This window comes from Nocardia sp. TBRC8007, assembly GCF_056629435.1.
Genome location: NZ_JBWSOR010000012.1, coordinates 1 through 22,848, shown reverse-complemented (window position 1 = coordinate 22,848; position 22,848 = coordinate 1). Strand labels below are relative to the sequence as shown.

Genomic DNA, 22,848 nt, shown 5'->3' with positions numbered 1-22,848 from the left:
TTAGTGCGCAAATCCCAACCCTCACACACCGAAGAACAGCACGTCACGAACCCACACCCACCGTCAAGCCAGAAATGTAGCCCGAGTCAGGTTTCACACTCGGAAAATAGACGGTTGGCGATTTCAGGTGGTGAGTGCGCCACCTGAAATCGCCCCCCAAGACTACTACCCGAAAATGTTCAATTCTCGCGTGAGCGCAGATATCGCCAGTTATCTAGTTCTTCAGATATCTTCCGGGCGGTTCCGAGAAAGAATGGATCACTACCGTCCTTTGGAACCACAATTGGTCCAGCTATTATTTGATCGAAGATGTTTCCAGACTTGATGTACTGCACAGAATTCCAGTTGAAAATCCAAACATCACCATGGTCTTCATTTTCGGAAACTCCGAACTCTCCATTGTAAAAGGAAACGGGTACATCTGCAGCTACTTGGACGTCATGAAGAAGTTCCGCTGCTTTAACGCGCGCCGAATTCTGGTCCAGAATTTTTGCCATATTATGCCGTCCTCATTAGGGCCAATCGGGACACCACCTCAAGATATGCGAATCTGCCGCTCTGTCCATCGATGAACACCACACCATTGCGATCATGTACTACATTAATGACATGTCCTACAGTTCCTGATCCTCGATCCATGAGCACAATACCTCGAGATCCAGGTCCCCAATTCGTCATTCGCCGCACAATTTCATTGTAGCCAGACATCCACTGCCAAGTCCCATCGAGTGCCTTCGCGACAGTAGTAAGGCCACCGGGGGAAGACACGCCCATCGCTGAAGCAGGCGATCCGGCTAACGTGTGATCTGTTGCGATTACACATCGGGTGCAGTTTATGTCGAACCCAGGGCGGCCATTGGCAAAATTCCTTGCATTCACGTCGAGGACTTCTCCGTATTCTCGACGAAAGACCGTCTTGAGGATATCTGGAGACGCGGAATCTCCATGTATTGCACGGAGTGCACCCTTGGGAGACTTCGCGGGAACTTCCTTCGCGAGATCGCGTATCGACTGCGCACCAAAGCCCGCATAGAAATTGACACTTTGTCGCGACGCATATTTGGTCGCTTCGGCGAATTCTACTACTTTGCTATCGCCGATTTTATGTGTATTGCTTTGGGTTACACGGCTCTCGATAACTGCATCTGTGTTGGTCTCGACTCCTTGACCTTTCCATATGCGCCGAGAATTTGATTCGGAAGCCCTCACGGATCCGGGGGCGAGCTCTTCGGTCGGCTTTCTTGGTGGTTTTGACCTCAGGGTGCTCGCCCGTGATTCACTGCCAGGTTTGCCGCCTAGGCCGGTTCGTCGTACAGAACCGTCGGCCGGTGTGGCGTTGCGCCCAGGTTTGCTGGCTTGTCCCGGTGTTGTAGAGCGGCGTTCGGTTGGGGTTCGGGCAGATCTTGAGGCACTGAGAGCGGAAGTTATAGCCTTTGACGGGGTGGTCCTTGCGGTATCGATCGCTGCCGCGGTCGCGCGGCTGCTGGCGCCACCGGCGTCGGCGGCGACCCGGCCGGTTCGGCTGGCCCCGGCCGCGCTTTTGGCGCCAGCGCCCACGGCCCCCAGCCCTTTGGTCGGCGCGATAAGGGTCGCGGTGCCGAACACCGCCCTGCCGAGAGTGCCTCCGGGATCGCTCGAGAAGTTGTTCCAGTCGGTGCCGATCACGAGTTTGGAAGTCTCGTTCAACGACGCCTTGCTGTCGGCCCAGATATCACCCAGCGATTCCCCGATCCCCTGCTTCCCGGTGAGGAAACGCAGAATCGTTTCCCGGTTTTTGTGCTGGGCTTCGGAACTGGTGACCATGAGCGCGACAACGCTCTGCCCCATACCGAGTGCGGCGGCGGCCCGGGTTGTCAGGTTCGGCTGCCTGCCGAAAAGTCCACCGATCTGGTTGATGTTGTCGTTGACACCACTCAACGCCCCGAGGCCTTCGACCAGCTCGACCGCGGCTTCTGTCGCCCCCCGGCGCATGGCCTGATCGAGATCCAGGGCTTTTTCCAACAGGCCTCGGGTATCGGTCGGGTTCCCGTCGGCGTCTACCTCGACCGTCTCACCATTGCGGTAGCGCAACAACATGCCACCGTCGGGGAGGTGTTCGAGTGTCCCCCTGGCAGAGGAGCGGCCGGCCTTCTCGTCGACGAAGTCGTATACGAACTCGCCGTCTTCTCCACGCCTGCCCGCGATGAGCAACCCACCGACACGCTCGAGGGTGGACAACAGTTTCCCGTCCGGACCGAACGTCTGGGAATCCACCACCCGCCCGGAAGCGTTGCGGGTCTCCACCCTGAGGTCGGGGCCGTGCTGGTAGACGAAGCTGTATCCCCCGGTATCCGGGTCGAGACGCCGGTACACACGTTTCCCGTTTTCGTCGGGAAACACATCCCACCGTTCATCGTCGGCGCCGACCATCCAACCGCGACCGGTATTGTCGACCTGCCCCACCACGACACTGCCGTACCCACCACCAGCGACACCGACCGTCTCGGTGAAAGTCGTGTTGTTATACAAATCGATGTGCTGGTTGTCGTACAAGCCTTTGTCGTTGAGGACACCGACATCGATCCCGTCGCGGTTTCCGTCCGCGTCGTAGGACGGCGTGTAAATATTCTCGAGCCCCGCATCCGCGGCGGACTCGTGACTGGGCACACCGGAAGTCGACCTCCCCGCAGCGAAACTCTGCAGATACCAATCACCCTCCGCGGTCGCCTTACCAGCATAGGAAGAATTCCCGTCAGCATCGTCATGCCAGTGCTGCAACCCACCACGCCCATTACGAGCGATCCGCCACCGATCGATCGTGCCGTTAGAGTTTTCGATCTCCAAATCGACCGTGTCAGCGCCATTGCCCTCCGGGATACGGTAGGTCACCCGCCGCCCATCGAGCATGACCCCTTCCCAGACATCCCCCGGAACGCGACCGGTCGTGTCCGGCATATCCAGCAAACTCCTGCCAGCGATACCGCGCTGCGGCGCCTGCGACTCACCACCCACCGAATCCGACGACGCCGAGTCACCCGAAGACGGGGCCGAAGATGCCGAGGAAGCGGGTCCAGACGATGCAGGACCACCAGTCGACTTATCCGCCGGAGTCGAGGAACCCGATGATTCCGGGGGAACGACAGACGACCCTCGATCACCCTGCTCAGCCGCCTCCGCTTTCTCCCTGAGGTTCTGCAGATCGCTCCACGCATCCAGCAGCTTTTTCCCCATCTCCTTGTACCGCGGGTCGTCCGGCGACATGCCGAGCAACTCCTGCTCTGCCTGTTGCACCTCCGCCATCCGCAGCGCATATAGAAGACGGTCACCTGGGTCGTCGAACGGGTTGTCAGATAACGAGGAGTTCGTCGCGCTGATGTTCTGCACCTTCGGCCCTGAAGATGGCGGGGTCGGAACCTGTTGCCGCACAGGCACCACCGCAGGGTTATCACCGAACGACGTCGTCGTGGTCACGGATTCACGGGCATCGGCCACCAACTCACGACGCACATCGATACGCCCGACCATCCGAGCAGCCGAATCAGGATTCATCCCATGAAAGGTGTGCACCCGCCCACCACCACCGACCGACTGCTCGGCCAGATCGTCGACAGCGGGAGTCAACGTATCCAGATGAGCAACGCGACGAGCTACCCAACCCAAGAACTCATCACGCTCACCACGACCGGCAGGCGCACCGAGAAAACCGGTGTATGCCACGACCACAACACCTTCACTGATCGATACCCGATCCACCTCGACAACCCACACCGAGGAAGACAGGAAAATGAGGAAGCGGCCCGGAACACATCCAGGCCGCTTCAGGTTTCGAGTTGTTCAGTTCGCACTACCAACGAGATTCAGCCACCACCAGCGACGGAGGAAACCTCCCCCGATCAAGGATCATTGGCCGGGGGCTGCTGATACACCCACAACAACCAGTCCTCCACCACGAACGCGACCGCACCAGGCAACCCCGCCACCCCACGAATGAACCCCGGCCCCGCACCAGGAGCCAACGGCAACGAATCAGTACGCAAACGACGCGACTCACTCGCAGGAGCATCAGGACCACCCTCATGACTCCAATAAGTGATCAGACGACCGAACTCCGTACGCGCGTGCACCAAACGACCACCAGCGGGAACCAAGACATCGGTCCACACCGCCGAAGCATCGACCGGCAACCGGTAAATACATGTCATGTCAGATCTCTTCCTGCAACGACGGCGGGATACGATACCCCGGCGTAGGCGGCTGATGACCAGGCAAATGAACACGCAGAAAACCACGCAACTCATCGATATGCCGCCGCAACGCACGAATCAACACAATCGCCTCCCGAAACCGCTTCTTGTCATCGACGGCCTGCCGCTCCAACGACTCCACCCGCCGCCGCAACTTCGACACCGCCCGCGCCTCCCACGCGGTAACCACACCGATCACCGACGCCAACGCCATCCCAACCGCCTGAACCACCTCAGGATCCAATAAGATATCCACCTCAACCCCCACCCTCCAGGCCGTCGACCGGAGTAACCACCGGCCGAATCAACGCCCCGGCCACCACCGGCGACAGCAGGCCGTAAAGAGTCAACACCGGTTCGATCCAGGAGGTATCGAGCTGACGACCCAGCAGATACGCCAGCACACCGCTCACCGCGACCAGCACCGAACGCACCAACGCCGGCTCGGGAAAACGAGTAACCCGCATCACGACACCTCCTCGACGACGGCCAGCACCCGATCCAACTTCAACTCCAACGCCCGCAACCGCTGCTCATTGCGGTAATCAGCGGCATCGGAATTCAACACGTACCCAGTGAGGGTGTCGCAATACTCCGAATCGGTCACCCGCGACTGGAAAGCACCGGTCAACTCCAAATGCACTCGCCGCACCTTGTCCAACAGCTCACGCTGCTCTTGATCCGAAAGCGCCATCAAAGCAACACCTTTCAAACGATCCGCGATATCAGCGCGGAACTGGTCCATGTCCATGCCACCGGGATCCCATTTGCCCTGCTTGGCGCCGGCCCATTCCTTGTGCCCGATCACCCGCTCGGCGCCATGCCCGAGGCGGCGGCAGATCGCCGCGCAGCAAGCGACATAGGCGTCGTACTGGGCGCGACTCCAACCTTCGGTGCCGTTATTGACCGCTTCGATACCGATGGTGCGGACATTGGCGTCGTCCTCCGGCAATCCGGGCCAGCGGCCCGCGCCCGCGTGCCAGGCGACACCGGCCGCGACCACGGTGACGGTGCCGTCCTGAGCCAGATGCAGCTGCGATAGCGGGCCTTTCAAAGCGGGCAGTCCGTAGGCGATCTCGCGTGGCGGGGTGCGGGAGCTGCCGGTGTGGTGGGCGACGATGCCCCAGATGGCGCCGAAATCACCGTGGCCGCGGTCGCGCCAGCCGGGAAACTCCACCACCGACAAACCCTCGGCACGAAGCACATCCGCCAGCCATATCGGATCACCGGTCCACGGCATGATGGCCGCCTTTCTTGTCACTGGTCGATGCCGCCGAAGCCAACCGCTCGGTGCGGTGGCTAGGCGAGATCGAAGGAGAGATAGGTGTCGACACCCGCTATGACGCTCGTGGCGTAGTAGTACGATCCAGTCACACGCATCCACAGACGATCACCCGCCGCCAGAGTGAGCGATACATCGGGCAGGTCTACCGAAGCTTTGACGCTACTGATCGACTCCTTCAAATCCTGATTGCGCATCAGCTCGAATTTCCTTTTCTCATTGATCGCCAGGATTCCCGAGACATTGGCATGCCAACGCACTATGACCGCGCCGGATGCGTTGGCGATCAACTCGTCCGCACTGCTGATGGCGGTGTCAGGGTAGCTGTCACGCACAGTCCACTTGGTGATCTTCACCCGATTGCTATTCTTCGGAACCGTCTGGTTCGGAGTGCTTTTGTTCATGCCCATCGGCTTCAACACTTCCGTGCCGCTCACTACGAGGAATGCCATGTGATGGTGCTGCCTTTCATACTGGTCTGCAGGACTTTGCCCGCACCGGGGTCTACCGCGGTGATCTGCACGGTGATCCGGTCGCCGGGGTTGAACGTCTAAGGCGTGGCGGGAGTGATCGTCACATCACCAGCCTGGTCGGCGACTACAGCGGTGGTCGAGGTGGCACCGATGATGAGCGGGAAGATTGCCAGTTTTCCGTGATATTTCCGTGATATCTGTCCAACATTGGCGCCTGTAAGCCCACATACCATGATGGCCGACACGAAGAACATCCGCCGACCACGCTGGATCACCAGTCCACCATGAGGGCCGCTTTTCTTGTCGCTGTGATCTGGACGATGCTGCCGAAATCGGCGACTCGGTGCGGTGGTCAGGCGAGATCGAAGGCGAGATAGGTGTTAATGCCCGCTTTGACGGTCGTGACGTAGAAGGACTTCAATCCGGTCACACGCATCCACAAACGGTCACCTGCCGCAAGAGTGAGCGGCTCATCGGGCGGGCTTACCAATTTATCATTACTGCTGAATGCACTCACCGATCTGTCATTGTGCATCAGCTCGAATTTCCTTTTCTCATTCCACCCCACGGTACCCGAGACCTCGGCATGCCAACGCACTATGACCGCACCGGATGCGTTGGCGATCAACTCGTCCGCACTGCTGATGACGGTGTCAGGGTAGCCGTCACGCACAGTCCACTTGGTGATCTTTCTCAGGCTTTCCTGCCCCGGAACCGACTGATCCGGAGTGCTTTTGTTCATGCCCATCGGCTTCAACACTTCCGCACCGCCCACTACGAGGAGCGTCATGCGACGGTGCTGCCTTTCATACTGGCCTGCAAGCCTTTGCCCGCGCCGGTATCCACCGTGGTGATATGCACGGTGATCCGGTCGCCGAAGTTGAACGTCCAGGGCGTGGCAGGGGTGATTGTCGTATCGCCGGCCTGATTGGCGACGGCGATAGTTGCCGACGAGCCCGCGATGGCAGTCCCGTTCTGCCGCAGTTCGACAACAAGATTGCCGGTGCCCGCGGACTCGCCGCGGTAGGTGACCGAACTGACCGCGATCTTGCGTTCGATACGCAAGCCCTCCGGCATCACATTGCCCGCGCCCGCCGCGCGGGTTCCGTTGTGCGACTTGAATACGATGTCGTAGATCTGCCCGACCAAGGTGGGAGTGCGGGCGTTGGTCAGTCGAGGGTCGTCGGCGGCGACAGCGCTGACGACCGTGCGGGCCGCGGCGGCGTCGCTCGCGGTCAGCACCGAGCGACCGATAGCGGTGGAGTCGGTGAGCTGATTCGATGTGTGGGTGTGCGCGGTTGGGGTTCGCGCGTTCGACAATCGGGGATCGTCACCCGCGACGGCGGTAGTCGAGGTGGCGCCGATGATGGGCGGGAAGGTTGTGGGTTTGCCGGTGATGCCTGCCCAATCGCTGGCGCCCGCGGGCCCGCGTATCGCGATGCCCTGCCCGTTCGGTGTCCAACCACCTGCCGCCTGGTGATACACATACAGCAGCCCGTCCGCCTTGACGATGTACTGCGCGCCCTCCTTCGGGGCCGTGGGCAGCTGGTTGTACGCCGCGACCTGGCCGTCGATCTGGATACCCGCACCGCGCGGGCCGGTGACCACGGCATTGCCCTGGGAAGCGGGCACGGGCGAGACGAGGGTGAGATCGACCAGCCCGGCCGCCCCATTATCGGGGTTGCTGCTGTCGGAACCCGGAACGTACTCGGGCACGGTGAAGCTGAACGACTCCAGTGGAACCGGGTCGCCGTCGTAGGACAGGTCGAACGACACCCGCCAGGTCCACTGGGTCGGATTCGTCGCGCCGCTGGGCGCGACCAACCGCACGCCGCGCTTTCCGCGCCAGGTGAGATACCCGAACTCGTCGAGCTGGCATTCGTAGTGTTTGGGTAGCTGGACGTAGGTCGCCGGATTCGGCTGGGCGCCTGCGACCAGTACCTTCGGCGCGTCGGCGGTGAAGGTGATCGTGCCGATCAGCGGCGGGAATTCCGGCAGGTCGCCGAGATCGGGGCCGTCGATGACATTGGCGAGGAATCGCCCGACGACTTTTCCGTACTTCAACGGGGGCAGATCAGCCATGGATCAATGCCTTTCGAACAGCCGCAGCCGGATTCGGCATGCGAAATCGGATCGACCGGAGGGAAAGCACCGGCCGGAATGAATGAGAGTCGACGCGAACTCAGACGCGTTCAGCGGAGACAATGAGCTGAGCACTGGTGGAATTGACCGTATAGGTGCCATTGCCCATTACACGTTTGGCGATCACATATAGGGTGATCGTCCGATTGGGCTGCACAACACCGAGTTTCGAATCGGGTTTCATCGGGTAGCCGAATTCCGGACCGATCGGTACCCACCCAAAGTTGCTCAGGCGGTAACCGACACCATAACCGACAAGCTCACCTTCTGGCCCACCGACGCGGACTTCCACATCGACGCGTGTACTACTGTCCGACGAGATGGCGACCGATCCGACGACTCGCGGACGCCATGCCGCGGACTGACCGGGAATGGTGATCGCCGCGAGCACTTTCAAGTTCGTGCCGCTGCTGAACTGGCTTTCGCCGATGGCCCACGGTCCCCCCAAGCGCGGGTTCGGCGTCGGCACGAACTTGCCTGCCGCAGTGCTCCAGGAGAGGATGAAGTCCTGATCGAACTGGTGTTTGCTATCGGTCAACACGTCGGCGGCGTCCTGGAGACGCCCGACCCCACCGGGATCGCCCGCATCACCAATAACGCCTGCAGGGAAAGTGATTTCGAGGCGCTGCCCCGGACTCGAACCAACGAACCTGGCACTGGCGGAGGACCCGGCGGCACCCGCGACCGCAGCACCGGTCAGCACATTGGCTGGGCCTGGTTTTCCGGTGCGTCGGAATGCCTTGGCGAAGGCAATGAATTCGAGCCCGGTCCAGAAGTAGATGGCGTTCTCCGAGACCACCCGCCACGCCTTGCGGGCATCGGCGATAGTCAGCCGCAATGCCTGCAGCGCGGCCGGATCGGCGATATCTCCTTGCCACTGCCACGGCCACGCCGGGTCGCCTTCCGCGCCCGCAGGCCCTGTCCGCCCCTCGCGCAGCTCGATCACGGCCTCACGGTCGATGAGTTCGAGTGGGTTCACCGTATACGGCAGCCCGATCGAATCGGAGACGCCGCGCATGGTGATCATGATGTCGTCGTCGTAGACGATGTTGTTTTGATCGGTCATTTCCTTCTTCGCCTCACTGCGCCGTAACCGGCCTTGCCCAACAGGTGATCTGGGCATTGGAGCTGATATAGCTGAATTTGGAGCCACCTTTGTTGCGGCGCAGCACCACGAACAAGGTGGTTTGTTGACCGGCCGAGATCACTCCGACCGCGCTGGCCGGAGCTAGTCCTCTTGTGGCGTAATAGGGCTGGAAGTAGCAGTATCCTTGCGCTCCGAAAGGGATTCCGCTGCCGAGCGCGACGATCTGCCCGGTGGCGGAACCGATCCGGACCTCGGCATCGACACGGGTATTGAAGTTACCGACACCTTCGGCGGTCGCCGCGATGACACCGCCCGAGATAACTGGGCGCCAGTCGGTGTCCTGCGCCGGGACTTTCAGTTGCGCGACAGTGAGCGGTCCGTTGATATTGCTCTGCGAGGCGGCGAAACCCGCGCCGCCGTCCCACGCCTGGGTTCCCAGGATCGACCAGGGACCGCGCAGGCCGGGATGAGGCGCAGGCTTCCATTTCTTCGCTCCCTCGTCCCACACCGGGACGGCGCGGTCGACATGGGGGCCGTCGGCATAGTCGGGCGCCTGCCGGATCGGACCCGGACCGCCGGGCTCGCCCTTGCGGCCCTTGACGCCGCGCGGCACAGTCAGATTCAGCACCAGGTTCGGCGGGGTGCCGGTCACGGTAACCCGCAGCTCAGAACCGACCGGGCCGGTGTCGACCGTTCCGATGCTGAGCGTGCACGGTGCGCCGTCCGGGCCCGCCGCACCGAACGCGTCGGTGAAGGTGTCGAATGACGTTCCGTTCCAGTACATCAGGGTATCTGTGGCAAGAACTCGCCATGACTTGCCCGCATGGGCGGTGGTCAGTTTCGACGCCAGCGCGGCCAAGGCTGCCTGGTCGGCGATATCGCCCTCCCAGCGGAAAGCCGCTCCCACCGCACCCTGCGGTCCTGCGGGACCAGGCGTACCGGTCATCAGTTCGAGTGCGCCTGTGCGCGGCGTGCCGTGCAGGGACTGGACCAGCCCGAGCGCACCCGCGTTCTCGTCGATGCCACGCACGAGCGTGGTTTCGAAGTATTCACCTACGGTGGACATGTCACCTCATTCAGATGGGCTGGGCGTGGACTACCAGCGAAGCCATCGTCCGGGAGTAGCCGATGACCCCGCTGGAGCTGGTGCGCTGCGCGACTACCACCAGCGTCGCTTCTCGCCCTGCGGGCACAGTGGCGAAGGCGGAGGCCGGTGAGAGCGACTTGCTGTTGCGGTCGTCGCGGTACCAGGGAAGTATCGGCAGCATCAGGTAACCGCCGGAAGACTTGGGCAGCGCGGCGACTACGGCGCCGGTCGTGCTGCCGAGCCGGACCGTGGCCTCGACTCCCGATCCCGAACTGCCGTATACCGACATATGCCCATGCACCACTGGCCGCCAGGCGAACGATTGCGCAGGCACGGTGAAGGTGCCCGCGATCAACTGGGTGTCATTGGCATTGCCTTCCTTGCTGGCGTTGAAATCCTCCTGATACCAGGACCACGGTCCGGTGCCCAGCGGCGGCGGCGTCGGCCGGAACTTCTGGGTGGCGCGGTGATACGCGAGGGTCGAGCCGGGGGTCGGATTGGTCGTGGTGTCGTAATCCTTTGCCGACGCGATCGGCGCGGACGTGCCCGCGGGCCCCTTCGGCCCCTGCGGGCCTGCCGGTGCAGTGACCTTCACCTTTTGCGCGGCACCTCTGCCGGTGAACTCGACAGCGGGTGTGGTCAGTTTCTCGTTGTGCTCGGTCGCGGCAACGGTGATGGCATTGGCCGGAGCCAATGGCCCCTGCGGGCCGACGGCCTGCGGCGAATGCTGCCACTGGGCGCCGGTCCACACATCCATGCCGTTGTCGTCGAGCCGATGCCACCATTTACCGCGGTCGGCCGGGCCTAGTCCGCTCGGTCGACCGGTCGCATTGGGAATCGCGCCCATTTTGCGGAAGGTGGTACGAGGCTGCCCAGGTCGCCCCTGCGGCCCCCGCGGGCCTGGCGGCAGTGACAGTTCGGCGACGTCGTCGGTGACCGCTACCTCGGCGGTGAGGACGGGAAGACCAGTGCCGTCCGGTGTACGGCGTAGTGTGATGTGGGCCGGAAAAGTGATGTCGGCCAATGTTTTCTCCTCACGGACGAGATCAGAAGATGAGCAGGTCGAGGTCGGCGCCGACGTCGGTGGCCAAATCCTTGACCGCGGAGGCCACCCGGCCGAGCCGCTGCCAGGCTTTGACGATCGAGTCCTCTTCGTCGGAACCGTCGCCGACGACGATCTGCCAGTGTGCGGCGGTCGCGCGGTCGTCGGTGAAGGTCAGCTCGGTCACGTAATCGGTGAAGATGTGGTTGTCGATCGCGAACCCGATCTGGTCGCCGAGGTGGAAGTCCCTGCCGAGGATGTAGGGCGCGCCGTCTTCGACCGTGACCCGTTTACTGGTGTAACCGCGAGTCAAGTGCATGCCTTGGCGGGCGGCGACCAGACCATCGAGGTTGAATGCCTTGTCGCTACCGGTGATATACAACTCGCGGAAGGCGTAGGGGCCTGCCCGGTCGACACGCTCCATGTCCCGGTAGACCATCCAGGCCAGGAAAACGTCGTTGAGCTGACCGCGATACAGGAAGCCCAGACCGACCAGCGAGAGCAGGCCCTTGAGCACGAATTCGATACCCGCGTTCACCCAGCCCGGCGACCGGCCGCCGATAATGACATCAGTGGCGGTGGGCTTGTGCAGCGCGATCTCCGAGCGTCCGATACCGGAATACTCGCCCTCGAAGTACCACACCCACGGGAAGTTCTTGAATGTTCCGCGCGGGCCGTGCTCGCCGTATACCGCCTCATAGTCGGTGGTGGAGTTGAAGTTGGGGTAGCGGACGGGCGTAGTGCCGTCGTCACTGAACTCTTCGATCCAGGAACGGATTCCGTCGAGCAGACTGCCGGTATTGCCGGTAACGCCCGACTTGTCCTCCGTCTCCAGCACAACCGTCGGCCGGTCCAAGTAGTACCACTTGGGTGCGGGTTGCTCGTCCTCGCCGGGCAGGAAGAACCGGGCGGTGAGCAGCACTCCCGAGTCCTCCAGCATGGGCGCGAACAACTTGTCGGCCATATCGAACCGGGCCGAGGCTGCGCTCCACCCGCTGGTGTCGGTCAACGGATCCACCGGGACCACAGCGATCGGGAACAGCGTGTTGCCGACCCCGCCCCAGTCCGGGTTGCCCGCCGCGCCCGGCGGCGCCCAACCGGGCGCCTGCAGCCGCATCAAGTTCGCGGTGAGATAGTTGGTGATGATGGTGCGCACCGGGCCGAACTGGATCATATGTCGAGGGAACTGCGCCAGGATCGGCGCGAAGGGGCTGGCCCAGCAGCAGATCGTGGCGATGTGGTTCCAGCAGTGGATGGCCTCGATATCGACGGTCTCCACGCCGTGCTCGTCGCGCACGATGGCCGCCTTGGTGATGTAGCCGTCCCAGCGGAATCCCTTGGTGTTCACCGTGATCGGGATGGTCGCATCTTCGCCGTCAGGATTGTTGAACAAGTGGTCGAAGTGGACCATGTCGCGCGGGCAGACCATCTTCAACCCGCCCGCGGCATTGCGCGGGTAGGTGAACTCGAGCGAGAGGTACCTGTGTTCCTCGCCCACTTCGCGCATGAACTTGTTCCAATAGCGCACCAGCACTTCGGGATCGCGGTACTCGTCGCGCTCGTCTTGTTCCGCTCGGTCCATGCGTAGCGCTTCGGCCTGCGGGTCCCACATCGGCGCGCTCATCAGAACGGCCTCGACGACCGCGGCGTGACCGACGCGATCAGGCTCGACTGCACAGTGCCGCCCTCGACCCGGACGGTGATATCGGTGGAACTCCACGGTGGTAGCGAGGCGAGCCAGCGGCGACCGGCCAATTGACCCCAGACGTTCCGGCCGGAGCCAGTAGCCGAATACAGTCGCGCGGTGCGGTGGCGTGGATGGGTGTCGATACGCAGCGTCTGTTTGGCCTCCAGCAGCGGCGTCTGCACAAGGCGCAGTTCATCGCCACCGGTCGGGTCCAGAATCGCCCAGCGCCCCGGCCCGTTCATGGTGTAGCGCGGCCAGGCGGGCTGGTCGGCGGCATTGCGGGCACGCACTGTGCCCTCACCACGTCCCGCACTATTGGTCCATACCGAAGCCTCCTCGAAGTGCTGCTGCAGCGGGTCCATGGCCGTGGCCGACATCCGGTACAGCGCGAGGGCATTACGGGCCGGATCCATCTCACTGATCGGTTCGGGCGCGGTATCGAGTTGCACCTTCTGGAACCGCCACCCCTGATGCCGGGTGAAGAACCCGAGAGTGCAGGGCTTGTCGGTGGACCAGCCCCGGAACCAGGCGTCGTGCACCGCGTAGAAGTCTCGGATCGAGCCTGTGCCGGTGCTTTTCGCCGACGGCGTGATGACCGCCAGGAAATCCCATTCCTTTTTGGCGCGCACCGACCGCAGGAAAGTCGCGCCGTCCTGACGCGCACCTTCGGACACCAGCAGCTGCACCGGGGCGAACATGAATCCCCGCTGGTTGGACAGCCGGACCCCCTCCCGTCCGGCGTTCGCGCCGGACAGGTGCCACACCCGGCCGTTCACATCCCAGACCACGATCTTGGTGTCGTGGATATCGAGTAACTGGTGGGTCATCTGCCGAGCCCTCCTCCGCGTTGTTGCGCCACCGTGCGGCGTCGGCGGACCCGTTCCACCGCGATGGCGGCGCTCTTGGGATCCATGCCGTTGAAGTTGTAGATGTCGCCGCGGGCGGTCCGGCCGCCCGAGCCTTTGGCGAGATCGACCAGGCCGAAGCCGCTGCCGACCTCCTCTTTGACCGCACCGGCCGCCAGCTCGATCGGCTTGGTGATGAAATCAGCGGCGGTCGAGGCGACCACAGAGCCGATCATCTCTCCGATAAAGGGGGCCACCGCCCCCGCCGGACCGAGGAACGGAGCCGCCAGGGTGCCAAGGGTCCGACCGGCCACGCTCCCCAGTGCCGTCCCGACACCGCGAACAGCGCCGGTGACACCGCCGACCAGGCCACCCTGCTGCAGACCATTGATACCGCTCTGCAGGGCCACCATGCCGAGCTGCTGTTCGAAGGTCGGTTCCGGCGGCTGCTGCCAATTCGCCGGCGTCCACTCGATGCCAGTAGCACCGCCGACCAGCGCGCCGATGGTGTGCAGCCATGCATTGTCCGGGTCGGCGTCTTCGTACGCCGTGCCGATCGCGCCACCCAATCTGGCGCCCAGTTTGCCGAATGCGCCGTCTTTCCCACCGAACAGGCTTTGGTCTCCGCCGAGCATGGCATCGACCGTGCTGCCGAAGTCCGCGCCGACCTCCTGCCCCGCTAACTTGGACAGGTCGGTGAAGTTTCCTTCGAACGGGTTGTAATACTTGACCGGGTTTTCAGGTGTCTTCACCTCCAGACCATCGACAGCGGGAACAGCGATGGCCGGTGTCTCGGTATCCGGTACAGCTGCCTCGTCGGTGCCCCCGATGGACAGTTTCGGCTGTTGGCGCAGATCATCGACAATGCCCTGCACAGAAAGGCCGCCACGGACATCCGGCACGACAAGCGGGCCGTTCGGATCCGCCGGATACCGATTGATGGGTCCTTCGCCGGAAGGAGTGTAATCCCAGTACGGACCGCCGGTGACACCTGCCGTGCCACTCGGCACGTACTGCCAGCTCCCACCACCGGCACCGCCGTCCGCGCCTCCCGAGGAGGCTGACCACGGGCTGCCGCCTCCGCCACCTCCGACACCGCCGAGGCCGCCTACCTGGCCCGGTGCGAAACTCTCCTCAGCCGGATTGCCGCCCAGCCCCACACCGGGGACCTGGTCGGTAGCGGCTGTCCCACCGTTGCCCATGGTCGCCGGATTCGGACCAGTCTGACCCGATACGGTCATCGATGCGCGCAGGCTCCCGCCGAATCGGGAGCCGATCAGACTGCCCAGCTCGGCGCCGATTTCCGGGGCCAGCGCGCCCGCAGGGCCGAGAGCCGGGCCAATCGCCGCGCCGAGAGCGGCGCCGACTCGGCTACCGGCCGCCATAGCAGCGCCCTCCAGGCCGCGGCCGAAAGCATCAGCCAGTGCACCCATCTGGGTAAGCCCTGCGCTCTGTGTGGCGGCGGGGAGATCGGAGAGCGTGCCCAGCGGGGTCGTGAACGCCCCAGGGCCTGCATGTCCTTGCGGGATCCCCTTCGGTTCGATGTGCAGAGAGGCGGTCAACGGGTCCGGCGCCCCGCCGACCTCCGGTATCCGGCGCTGAATCGCCATCGTCGGCTCGGTCGATGCGGCGGAAGCACCGCCGAACAAGGTGCCGAGCAGACCGTTCGGCGCGAAAAGCGGGGCGATTGCCGAGCCGACCGCGGCGCCCGCCGCGCCACCGGCATCAGCGGCGAAGTTCCCTAGCGTGCCCAGAGCATCAGCGGACCAACCGAACAGGCCGAAATCCTGCGGGCGGAACCCCGCAGCAGCCGGTTTGCTCGGCGCATGCAGGTTATCTGCGAGCACGTCGCGCCAACGCTCGGCCGAGGCGGCATCGCCGACCAGGCCACCGTGCGCGAATCCGGGCAGCATCCCCGCCAGATAGGCAGGCGAAGGCACCCATCCCGCATTGATCGCCTCCAGTAAGGGCAGCGTATTCGACGTGGCCGCGGCATTGACCACATACTCGCCATTGGACAACCACGCGGGGATCACGTCGTCGCGCGACCCGCCTGGCCCGAACACCATGCCGCCGGCCGCGCGGCGGATCGGAGTCCGGTCGGCGATGCTCGATTCACCCGTCACGGCGGAATCGTCGGGCAGCTGCTCGACAACTTCATTCGCACCCTGGTCGATCGGACTCCCGGCGGGATTGGTGATGGTGGTGCGGGAAGAGACCTTGACAAGCCGGGTACTGGTGCCCGTTTTCGCCCGATCCGCGTTGCTGGCAGCCGCACCGCCAATCCAGCTCGCGACGAACGTCGGCACCGCGCTGAGGATCTCGTGGAAGGTGCGGGCGAGCGAGTCGATCCGGCTTGCACCGCCGGTGATCTCGTTCGCCGCCACCTCCGCGGCAAGCGCGGTCGCATCGTCACCGGGCGTGGTGATAATCGACGTTCCGCTGGTCGTGCCGCCCTCCCACACGGCTCCGCTGGGCAGGGTCATCTTCCTGCCCGGCGCGGGGTGGCCGTTGGTCGCCATCGCCAGAATGTCGGGCATCGACATCAACGACGGGCGCGACCGCTCGGGCCGAGAAGTATTAATATCAGTCGCCGAAGGGCGCCTGGAGTCCGGCGGAATCCGCACATTGGAGCTCATCGTTTTCTCCACATTCACATCTACTTTCTCGGCCGCTTCCGCAGATCGCCGCTGCCTGCGGCTACGAGCGCAGCCGCAGGCAGCTACCGATCCCAGTCGAGGAAGTCGTTCATCTGATCGATGCCGACAGCCGTGCCGACGCGCTCGCGGTCGGATTTCATGCCGGGCCGCTGCACCGGTTCGGGCCGGTTCCGGCCACGGCTCCCGTCTTCGGTTTTGGACCACACGAGCCAGCGCAGTGAATCAGTCATATCGGCAAGCAGCCAATTGTTGAGCTGCCAGCGGTGATTGTCTGGGTTCATCGACCGCTGCAACGCGGAATCGACGGGCAGCCATTTGATAACAGCCTTCAGGTCGCGCCAGCCGAGCAGTTCGCTGCCCAGGTGACGCAACCGCAGGCCGAGGGTGATCAGGTCGTATTCGATCGCCTCGGAATGCTCTTCGAGCAGAGCATCGAGGCTCAGGATTCCCCCAGGTTGACCCCCGAGTGGGTGCGCCAGGCATCCAGCAGTTCGTGGTAAGCGTCCGGGTCCATATCGTCCAGCACGGCGAGCGCTTCGGCCGAGAGCGTCAGCTCCAGCAGGGTGTACATCGCATCGACATCGCCGAGGCGGCGGATGCGACGGATCAGGCCAGGCTTGAGGTACGACAAGGAGGGCAACCGGAGTTCGGTGCCATCGACCCGATGAATGAAGTCGTCCTTCACCTGGACCGGACGGTTGAGCGTGATCGGGGCTTTCGGAGAAGTCATTGGCGCACAGACCCTTTCGTTACGTGTAGTGGTGCGCAGGCAATTTCTGGGTAAAGGGCCCAGCGGCGGCGGGCGGGCCTGCGCATAGGGTGAATCCCGCCGCCGCTGGGGGCTTATCAGGCGGTTTTAATGCCGTCGTCGAGGTAGCGGTAGGCCTTCACACCGGTGTCGTCCTTGAACGCTTCAACGGTGATGGTGAAGCCTGCCAGCTCTCGCGAGACGAACCGCCGCTCCTGCACCTGCGAGATCTTGGCGTTCGGCAGCACGATCCGCAGCTTCTTGCTCTCGTTCTTCATGTCGAAGATCCACGAGCGGGACGGCAATACCGCACCGTTCTCGATGATCTTGTACAATTTGCCGGTGCTGGCCGTGGCCGCGGTCGGGGTGACATTGCCCGCGCCGAAGATCTCCTTGAGGACATCCTCGTCCCATACCGCGTACAGGGTGAGACCGAAACGGACCGAGTGCTCGGTCTGCAGGTTCGCGATGACGTCGGCGTTCCAGTCCTTGATCATCTCGACCCGACGCTCGCCCTTGGACTCGATACCGTCTTCGGAGACGTAACCGAGGGGCTTGAACGCGGCGTTCGGACTGTCCGAGCTGCTGGTGGGCAGCGTGGTGCCCAGCGGGGCGGCCAGCACACCGCCGGTAACCGAGATCGGGGTGCCTGCACCGATGTACTTGCTAGAAGGCTGAGCCATTTTCGTTTTCTCCCTTTGGGATCGTTGCGCAGGCCCATCGGGATTCGGTTATTCGGTTCGGCTCCTATGCGGGAGCCGGGCGGGGACAGCGCCCCGCACGTTGGAGGAATCGCGCAACCCAGCAGGGTTGTACCGCGCGGATTCAGGTGAGGATCGAGCCGCGAACGAACAGATCGGCGGTGATCACCTGCCGTGGGGCGGCGGTCGCCGGGTCGGTGTCGTTCTCGACGCCGACATCATCGATGGCGTCGCACCACACCGCCCCCAGATAACCGGGGGACGCACCGGCCAGGATCGCCCGGACCAGCCCGGCCAAACCGGCAGCGGTGCCGGAGTCGTCGGTGCATTCGAACACCACTCGCGAGCGGTCCAGAATCAGGTTCGCGCCACGCCTGCCGTATCCGTCCTCGTGATCCAATCGCTGCTTGCGATCATTGCGGACCACCCGGACCATTCGAGCCGGACGCGGATCCGGCACGCGAGTAACCACTTTCGCGGTGTCGGAGGCCGCCGCGAGTTGCGCGGTGAGGTAATCGACCAGTGTCTTCTCGATGTCGGGGAACACGATTCGTTCAGGCACCGCGCCACCGCCTTTCGTGAGCTATTGCTGCTGCCCGCGAGCCTGCTCGATCCGCTGACGCAGCTGATCGACCACACCCGCATAGGCTTCGGTCTTGGTCACGGCCTCGAAGGAAAGGCCGCGGGGATGCACGGCGCACCAAGCGCCCTCATCGGTCTGCGTGACCTCGATATCGTCGAAGTCGTAGAACGATTCCGGATCCGGCGCGGGCCACGCACCATCGGCGTCCTTGGTGATGTGGATGCCGGTGTCGAACGCGCCGGGCGGACCGCCGGGAGTAGCCACCCAGCGGATCTCCTCCAACTCGGGTTGCACGCGAACACCGCGCTTGACGAGGTATTCCGCTACTCGCGTCGCCTGTTTGATACCGGTTACCGTCGCCTCAGCGGTCCGCGGCGAGGTCTTGCTCTGCCAGGCAGGCAGATGAATCACCGACAGCTCCTCGGCCAGTGCCTTGACCTGTGGGTCCAGTTCTTGGGTTTCGGCGTTGTCGGCGAGCTTGCCGCTCAATGCCTGCTGAATGAATGCCAGGAACTCCGGCGTTACCAGCTGCCCGCCATCGGTCTGCACATAATTCTGTGCGGGCTGATGGTTGGCGAACCGGACGGATTCGATGATTTCCTTGTCGGACAAGGCTTGTGGTCACCACCCTTGGAGAAGTTCGAGCGGACTCCGGATGCCATGCATCCGTTCGGCCATCCGCACGCTGCGGTGTGGATGCCGTATCGGCGAGGTCAGAGGCCGAGAAGCGGGAAGAGCACCGGCGCGATCTCGATGACGAGTTCGAGCAGGGCGAGGACGATGGTGCCCATGGATTCACCTCCTGTCGGGTGTGCGTGATTCGGGTGGACGTGGTGAGCGGTCGGCGCCAGGAGTTGCTGACCGCGGCAGTTTTTCCAGCACTCGTTTCCGTACCGGTAGGGGCCCCGCCCCCGGTGCTGGTGACCGGGGGCGGGGTGGGACGCCCCGATGCGCCGGCTCGGTCTGCGACCGCGAGTGTGAGGGGTAGCGGGAGACCGGCGCGGGATCAGGGCGTGGTGTGGTGGCAGGCTCTGCCCGCATGTCGTTGTTGTCGACGGGTTTTCGGGGGCGTGCCACGTGTGGGGCCAGGGTTTCCGATGGCCTGGTGTGGGAATGACAAAGGCCCCGCCGGGTGTGGTCGGAGCCTTTGTTGAAAGCTATTGGGGTGAGGAGTGTTCCCGGATTTTCGGGATCTGGGCGCAGCTCTGGCGCTGCGAATATCTTGGCTTAAGGACGACCCAGTTGTCAACACCGCGCGTTGACTCATCAAAAATGCGCGCATAGCAACCATCGTTGCCTCAGATGATTGTGCGCGCGTGCGGTGTGCTTTCCTCGGCTGTTGTTGCTGGTCGGGTTAGGTCCTGGATGATGGGGCTGACGTTGGGTCAACGCAAGGCTGTGACGAAGGTGATCGCGGCTCGTTACGCGCGGGCTACCAAATCGGACAAGGGTCGGATATTGGATGAGTTGTGTGCCACCACCGGTTGGCGCCGCAACCATGCCCGCAAGGCCCTGTCCGACGCGCTGCGGCCCCGGGTTGTGCGGGCCCGGGCGCCGCGACCACCGAAGTACGGTGCGAATGTCGTTGCGGGCCTGGTGTTCTGTTGGGCGGTGTTGGGCATGCCCGCGGGGAAGCGGCTGGCGCCGATGTTGCCGCAGCTGGTGGTCACGCTGCGCCGTTTCGGTGAGCTCGACATCACTGATGACGACGCGGTGTTGCTGGCCGGTATGTCGGCGGCCACGATCGACCGCCGCCTGGCGGGTGAACGCGCGAAGCATCGCCTGAGGGGCGGTCGCTGACCAAGCCGGGGTCGCTGCTCAAATCGCAGATCCCGGTGCGCACGTGGGCCGGGTGGGACGACACGCAGCCGGGTTTCGTCGAGATCGATCTGGTCGGCCACGAGGGCGGTAACGCGATCGGTGATCACGCCTACACGCTGACGGTGACCGATATCGCCACAGGCTGGACCGAGAATCGCAGCGTGCCGAACAAGGCCCGCAGGTGGGTTGTGGCCGCACTCGAAGAGATCAGCGCCGCAATGCCATTCGAAGTTCTCGGCGCGGACAGCGACAACGGCGGCGAGTTCATCAATCATCACCTGCTGGCCTGGTGCGCGCAACGCGAGATCACCTTCACCCGGTCGCGGCCCGGCAACAGCAACGACGGAGCCCATGTCGAACAGAAGAACTGGGCTGTCGTGCGGACGATCGTCGGCTACCACCGCTACGACACGCAGGCGGAACTGTTGCTGCTCAACAAGATCTGGGTCTTGCAATCGAAGCTGACCAACTACTTCTACCCGCAGCAGAAGCTCATCAGCAAGGACCGCGACGGCGCGAAAGTCACCAAGAAATACGACACCGCGACCACCCCGCACCAGCAGGCCGACCGGCACGACAAGATCGACAAAACGGTCAAGAAGACACTCGCTCAGACCTACGTCCAGATCAACCCGACGGCCGTGCAGCGGGAGATCCAGGACCTGAACAGTCAACTCCTGGCGCTGGTCCTCGCCAAGGCGACCGGCCGCTCGACCCCTACCACCACACCGGGAAACAAGCGCGCATCCGCAAGTGAAGCAACGACCCCGGCTACGCGCGCATCTTGACATGAGGCAATACGCACCTGAATCAAAATCAGCGGAAAAACGCAGGTAGATATGGATTTTTCCACTGATCCCTCGAGGCCTGTGGGCAGTACCGCCGCGATGCGTACCCACGAAGCCGACGCTGCCGCGCCAAAGGCTCGGGCATACGATGCTTCCAGGGTGCCGACGCGGCACGTCCGGCACGGAGAACACAGTCGACGGTAGCGATCAGGCAACCGACCGAACCTGCTCTGGCGGGAGAACATTCGTGGACGCTGGGATTGTTCCGGTCGATGGGCGCTCTGGTCGACGACACTCACCACCTGCCCTACCTGGAACAGGCGGACAGATCCGGAGCCGATGTCCGGCAAGGCTCATCACGTCCGGAACCAACGTGCGGATCGCCGCGGCCAGGACCAGGAAATCCCCGATCCCGTCACCCGCCAGAGCACCGTCGCGACAAGCGCATCAACCGAACCCTGTCCCATGAAGAACTACGCATCACGATCACCACCTGGATCGAACAGACCTATTGACCCGGAACTGAATGTTTGTGGATGTGGATGGTGTTCGTGTAGACCTGCGGGGTAGGTGCTGACCTGAGGGTGGATACGCGCAGGCTTTCGCCGGGTCAGCAGGAGGCGGTGCGGATGCGGGTGGTGACTGCGGTGGGTGAGGAGATGTCGGCAGCGGAGGCGGTGCGGGTGTTCGGGGTGTCGGAGAACTCGATCCGCAATGGGAAGGCCCGTTACGCGTTCGGTGGTGTGGCTGGTTTGGAGTCGCGACGGCCGGGGTGTAAGGCGAGTGTGCCGCGGAAACTGACACCGGATCAGGAGATGGCGTTGGTGGAGGCGGTTGTGGAGTTCGCCCCTGATCAGTTGGATCTGGGCGGGAAGTTGTGGACGCGCCGCAAGGTCGGTGAACTCGCGCGGCGACTGTTCGGGGTGTCCTATACCGAGCGTGGGATGGGAAAGTTGTTGGCGCGTATGGGCTTGTCGTTCCAGCGTCCGGATCGTCGCGCGATCGAGGCGGACGCCGGAAGCGTTGGCGGAGTGGGTCCAGGTCACCTATCCGGCGCTGGTGAAACGCGCCGAGGCCGAGGGCGCGGTGATCCTGTTCGCCGACCAGGTCGGGGTACGGTCGGATCATCTGTCCGGACGTACCTGGGGGCGGGTCGGGCGCACCCCGACCATGGCACGGACGGGTAAACGATTCTCTCTCCACGCGATGTCGGCGATCTGCGCGCGTGGCGAGGTGCGTTACACCGTCTTCGCCGGCGGGGTTCGACACTGCCGGGTTCGACACTGCCGGGTTCGGCACCTTCTGCAACCGTCTGATCAGCGGCTACGACACCAAGATCCACCTGGTCACAGACCGGCACCCGGTCCACCGCGCCAAGGCGACCACGGTGTGGACGCACGCCCACCGCGACCGGATCGAACTGCACTACCTCCCGGCATACGCCCCACACCTCAACCCCGACGAACTGGTCAACGACGACCTCAAACATGTCCTGGCCGAGGAGAACATCCTCAACCCAGAGCAGATGGAACTGGCGGTTCGGTCGTTCTTCCGGCGCATCCAGAAACTCCCCGACCATGCCCGCGGCTACTTCCAAACCCCACACACCATCTACGCTTCAACCATTTAGTTCCTGGTCAATATGCATATCAAAAATATTGACTTCGCCGTCCTCATCC

24 protein-coding genes and 1 pseudogene are annotated in these 22,848 nt (G+C 63.3%); 5 read left to right on the top strand and 20 right to left on the bottom strand.

Annotated elements, in window-relative coordinates:
* Positions 1-179: 179 nt before the first annotated feature.
* The 20 genes from ACX4ZE_RS12470 to ACX4ZE_RS12375 all read right to left on the bottom strand — a co-directional run bounded on the left by ACX4ZE_RS12470 (position 180) and on the right by ACX4ZE_RS12375 (position 19,172).
* Positions 180-497 (bottom strand): YrhB domain-containing protein, encoded by a 318-nt coding sequence (locus ACX4ZE_RS12470; protein ID WP_480273550.1) that lies wholly within the window; start codon positions 495-497, stop codon positions 180-182.
* A 1-nt stretch (position 498) separates the two neighbouring features.
* Positions 499-3,696, bottom strand: coding sequence for a toxin glutamine deamidase domain-containing protein (locus ACX4ZE_RS12465; protein ID WP_480273549.1), 3,198 nt, complete (start codon positions 3,694-3,696; stop codon positions 499-501).
* Between the two features lie 176 nt (positions 3,697-3,872).
* A complete protein-coding gene (locus ACX4ZE_RS12460) occupies positions 3,873-4,181 on the bottom strand; it encodes a hypothetical protein (protein WP_480273548.1) in 309 nt (102 codons plus the stop codon).
* Between the two features lies 1 nt (position 4,182).
* Complete coding sequence (locus tag ACX4ZE_RS12455; protein ID WP_480273547.1) at positions 4,183-4,479, bottom strand: hypothetical protein; 297 nt, start codon at positions 4,477-4,479, stop codon at positions 4,183-4,185.
* Position 4,480: 1 nt separating this feature from the next.
* Positions 4,481-4,693, bottom strand: a complete 213-nt coding sequence (locus tag ACX4ZE_RS12450; RefSeq protein ID WP_480273546.1) for a hypothetical protein — start codon at positions 4,691-4,693, stop codon at positions 4,481-4,483.
* Complete coding sequence (locus tag ACX4ZE_RS12445) at positions 4,690-5,463, bottom strand: N-acetylmuramoyl-L-alanine amidase (RefSeq protein ID WP_480273545.1); 774 nt, start codon at positions 5,461-5,463, stop codon at positions 4,690-4,692. The genes ACX4ZE_RS12450 and ACX4ZE_RS12445 overlap by 4 nt, the downstream gene beginning before the upstream one ends.
* Positions 5,464-5,522: 59 nt before the next feature.
* Positions 5,523-5,957: a hypothetical protein gene (locus ACX4ZE_RS12440; protein ID WP_480273544.1), complete on the bottom strand. Its 435-nt coding sequence runs from the start codon at positions 5,955-5,957 to the stop codon at positions 5,523-5,525.
* Between the two features lie 373 nt (positions 5,958-6,330).
* Positions 6,331-6,753, bottom strand: a complete 423-nt coding sequence (locus ACX4ZE_RS12435) for a hypothetical protein (protein ID WP_480273543.1) — start codon at positions 6,751-6,753, stop codon at positions 6,331-6,333.
* Between the two features lie 11 nt (positions 6,754-6,764).
* On the bottom strand, positions 6,765-8,060 hold the full coding sequence (locus ACX4ZE_RS12430; protein ID WP_480273542.1) for a hypothetical protein: 1,296 nt from the start codon (positions 8,058-8,060) through the stop codon (positions 6,765-6,767).
* Positions 8,061-8,160: 100 nt separating this feature from the next.
* Positions 8,161-9,186 carry a hypothetical protein gene (locus tag ACX4ZE_RS12425; RefSeq protein WP_480273541.1) on the bottom strand — a complete coding sequence of 342 codons (1,026 nt, stop codon included), beginning with the start codon at positions 9,184-9,186 and terminating at the stop codon, positions 8,161-8,163.
* 13 nt (positions 9,187-9,199) lie between these two features.
* A complete protein-coding gene (locus ACX4ZE_RS12420; protein WP_480273540.1) occupies positions 9,200-10,273 on the bottom strand; it encodes a hypothetical protein in 1,074 nt (357 codons plus the stop codon).
* 10 nt (positions 10,274-10,283) lie between these two features.
* Positions 10,284-11,318: a hypothetical protein gene (locus tag ACX4ZE_RS12415; protein ID WP_480273539.1), complete on the bottom strand. Its 1,035-nt coding sequence runs from the start codon at positions 11,316-11,318 to the stop codon at positions 10,284-10,286.
* A 22-nt stretch (positions 11,319-11,340) separates the two neighbouring features.
* The gene (locus tag ACX4ZE_RS12410) at positions 11,341-12,960 is read right to left on the bottom strand and encodes a Gp37-like protein (RefSeq protein WP_480273538.1); all 1,620 of its coding nucleotides are present in this window, start codon (positions 12,958-12,960) and stop codon (positions 11,341-11,343) included.
* A complete protein-coding gene (locus ACX4ZE_RS12405; RefSeq protein ID WP_480273537.1) occupies positions 12,960-13,850 on the bottom strand; it encodes a phage tail protein in 891 nt (296 codons plus the stop codon). The genes ACX4ZE_RS12410 and ACX4ZE_RS12405 overlap by 1 nt, the downstream gene beginning before the upstream one ends.
* Positions 13,847-16,507 carry a hypothetical protein gene (locus ACX4ZE_RS12400; protein WP_480273536.1) on the bottom strand — a complete coding sequence of 887 codons (2,661 nt, stop codon included), beginning with the start codon at positions 16,505-16,507 and terminating at the stop codon, positions 13,847-13,849. The genes ACX4ZE_RS12405 and ACX4ZE_RS12400 overlap by 4 nt, the downstream gene beginning before the upstream one ends.
* A gap of 83 nt (positions 16,508-16,590) precedes the next feature.
* A complete protein-coding gene (locus ACX4ZE_RS12395; protein WP_480273535.1) occupies positions 16,591-16,899 on the bottom strand; it encodes a DUF5361 domain-containing protein in 309 nt (102 codons plus the stop codon).
* 68 nt (positions 16,900-16,967) lie between these two features.
* On the bottom strand, positions 16,968-17,258 hold the full coding sequence (locus tag ACX4ZE_RS12390) for a hypothetical protein (protein ID WP_480273534.1): 291 nt from the start codon (positions 17,256-17,258) through the stop codon (positions 16,968-16,970).
* Positions 17,259-17,374: 116 nt separating this feature from the next.
* Positions 17,375-17,959: a phage tail tube protein gene (locus tag ACX4ZE_RS12385; protein ID WP_480273533.1), complete on the bottom strand. Its 585-nt coding sequence runs from the start codon at positions 17,957-17,959 to the stop codon at positions 17,375-17,377.
* A gap of 142 nt (positions 17,960-18,101) precedes the next feature.
* Positions 18,102-18,539 carry a hypothetical protein gene (locus ACX4ZE_RS12380; protein WP_480273532.1) on the bottom strand — a complete coding sequence of 146 codons (438 nt, stop codon included), beginning with the start codon at positions 18,537-18,539 and terminating at the stop codon, positions 18,102-18,104.
* A 21-nt stretch (positions 18,540-18,560) separates the two neighbouring features.
* Positions 18,561-19,172 carry a hypothetical protein gene (locus ACX4ZE_RS12375; protein WP_480273531.1) on the bottom strand — a complete coding sequence of 204 codons (612 nt, stop codon included), beginning with the start codon at positions 19,170-19,172 and terminating at the stop codon, positions 18,561-18,563.
* 690 nt (positions 19,173-19,862) lie between these two features.
* Between ACX4ZE_RS12375 and ACX4ZE_RS12370 the strand changes: the two genes are divergently transcribed.
* The 5 genes and pseudogenes from ACX4ZE_RS12370 (at position 19,863) to ACX4ZE_RS12350 (ending at position 22,799) form a co-directional block, all read left to right on the top strand.
* Positions 19,863-20,360, top strand: coding sequence for a hypothetical protein (locus tag ACX4ZE_RS12370; protein ID WP_480273530.1), 498 nt, complete (start codon positions 19,863-19,865; stop codon positions 20,358-20,360).
* Between the two features lie 35 nt (positions 20,361-20,395).
* A complete protein-coding gene (locus ACX4ZE_RS12365; RefSeq protein ID WP_480273529.1) occupies positions 20,396-21,169 on the top strand; it encodes an integrase catalytic domain-containing protein in 774 nt (257 codons plus the stop codon).
* Positions 21,170-21,753: 584 nt separating this feature from the next.
* Positions 21,754-22,356 carry a helix-turn-helix domain-containing protein gene (locus tag ACX4ZE_RS12360; RefSeq protein WP_480273528.1) on the top strand — a complete coding sequence of 201 codons (603 nt, stop codon included), beginning with the start codon at positions 21,754-21,756 and terminating at the stop codon, positions 22,354-22,356.
* Positions 22,298-22,423: pseudogene (locus tag ACX4ZE_RS12355) on the top strand (hypothetical protein); the annotation flags it as partial. The gene ACX4ZE_RS12360 and the pseudogene ACX4ZE_RS12355, both read left to right, overlap by 59 nt.
* Positions 22,395-22,799: a transposase gene (locus ACX4ZE_RS12350; RefSeq protein ID WP_480273527.1), complete on the top strand. Its 405-nt coding sequence runs from the start codon at positions 22,395-22,397 to the stop codon at positions 22,797-22,799. The pseudogene ACX4ZE_RS12355 and the gene ACX4ZE_RS12350, both read left to right, overlap by 29 nt.
* The last annotated feature ends 49 nt before the right edge of the window (positions 22,800-22,848 follow it).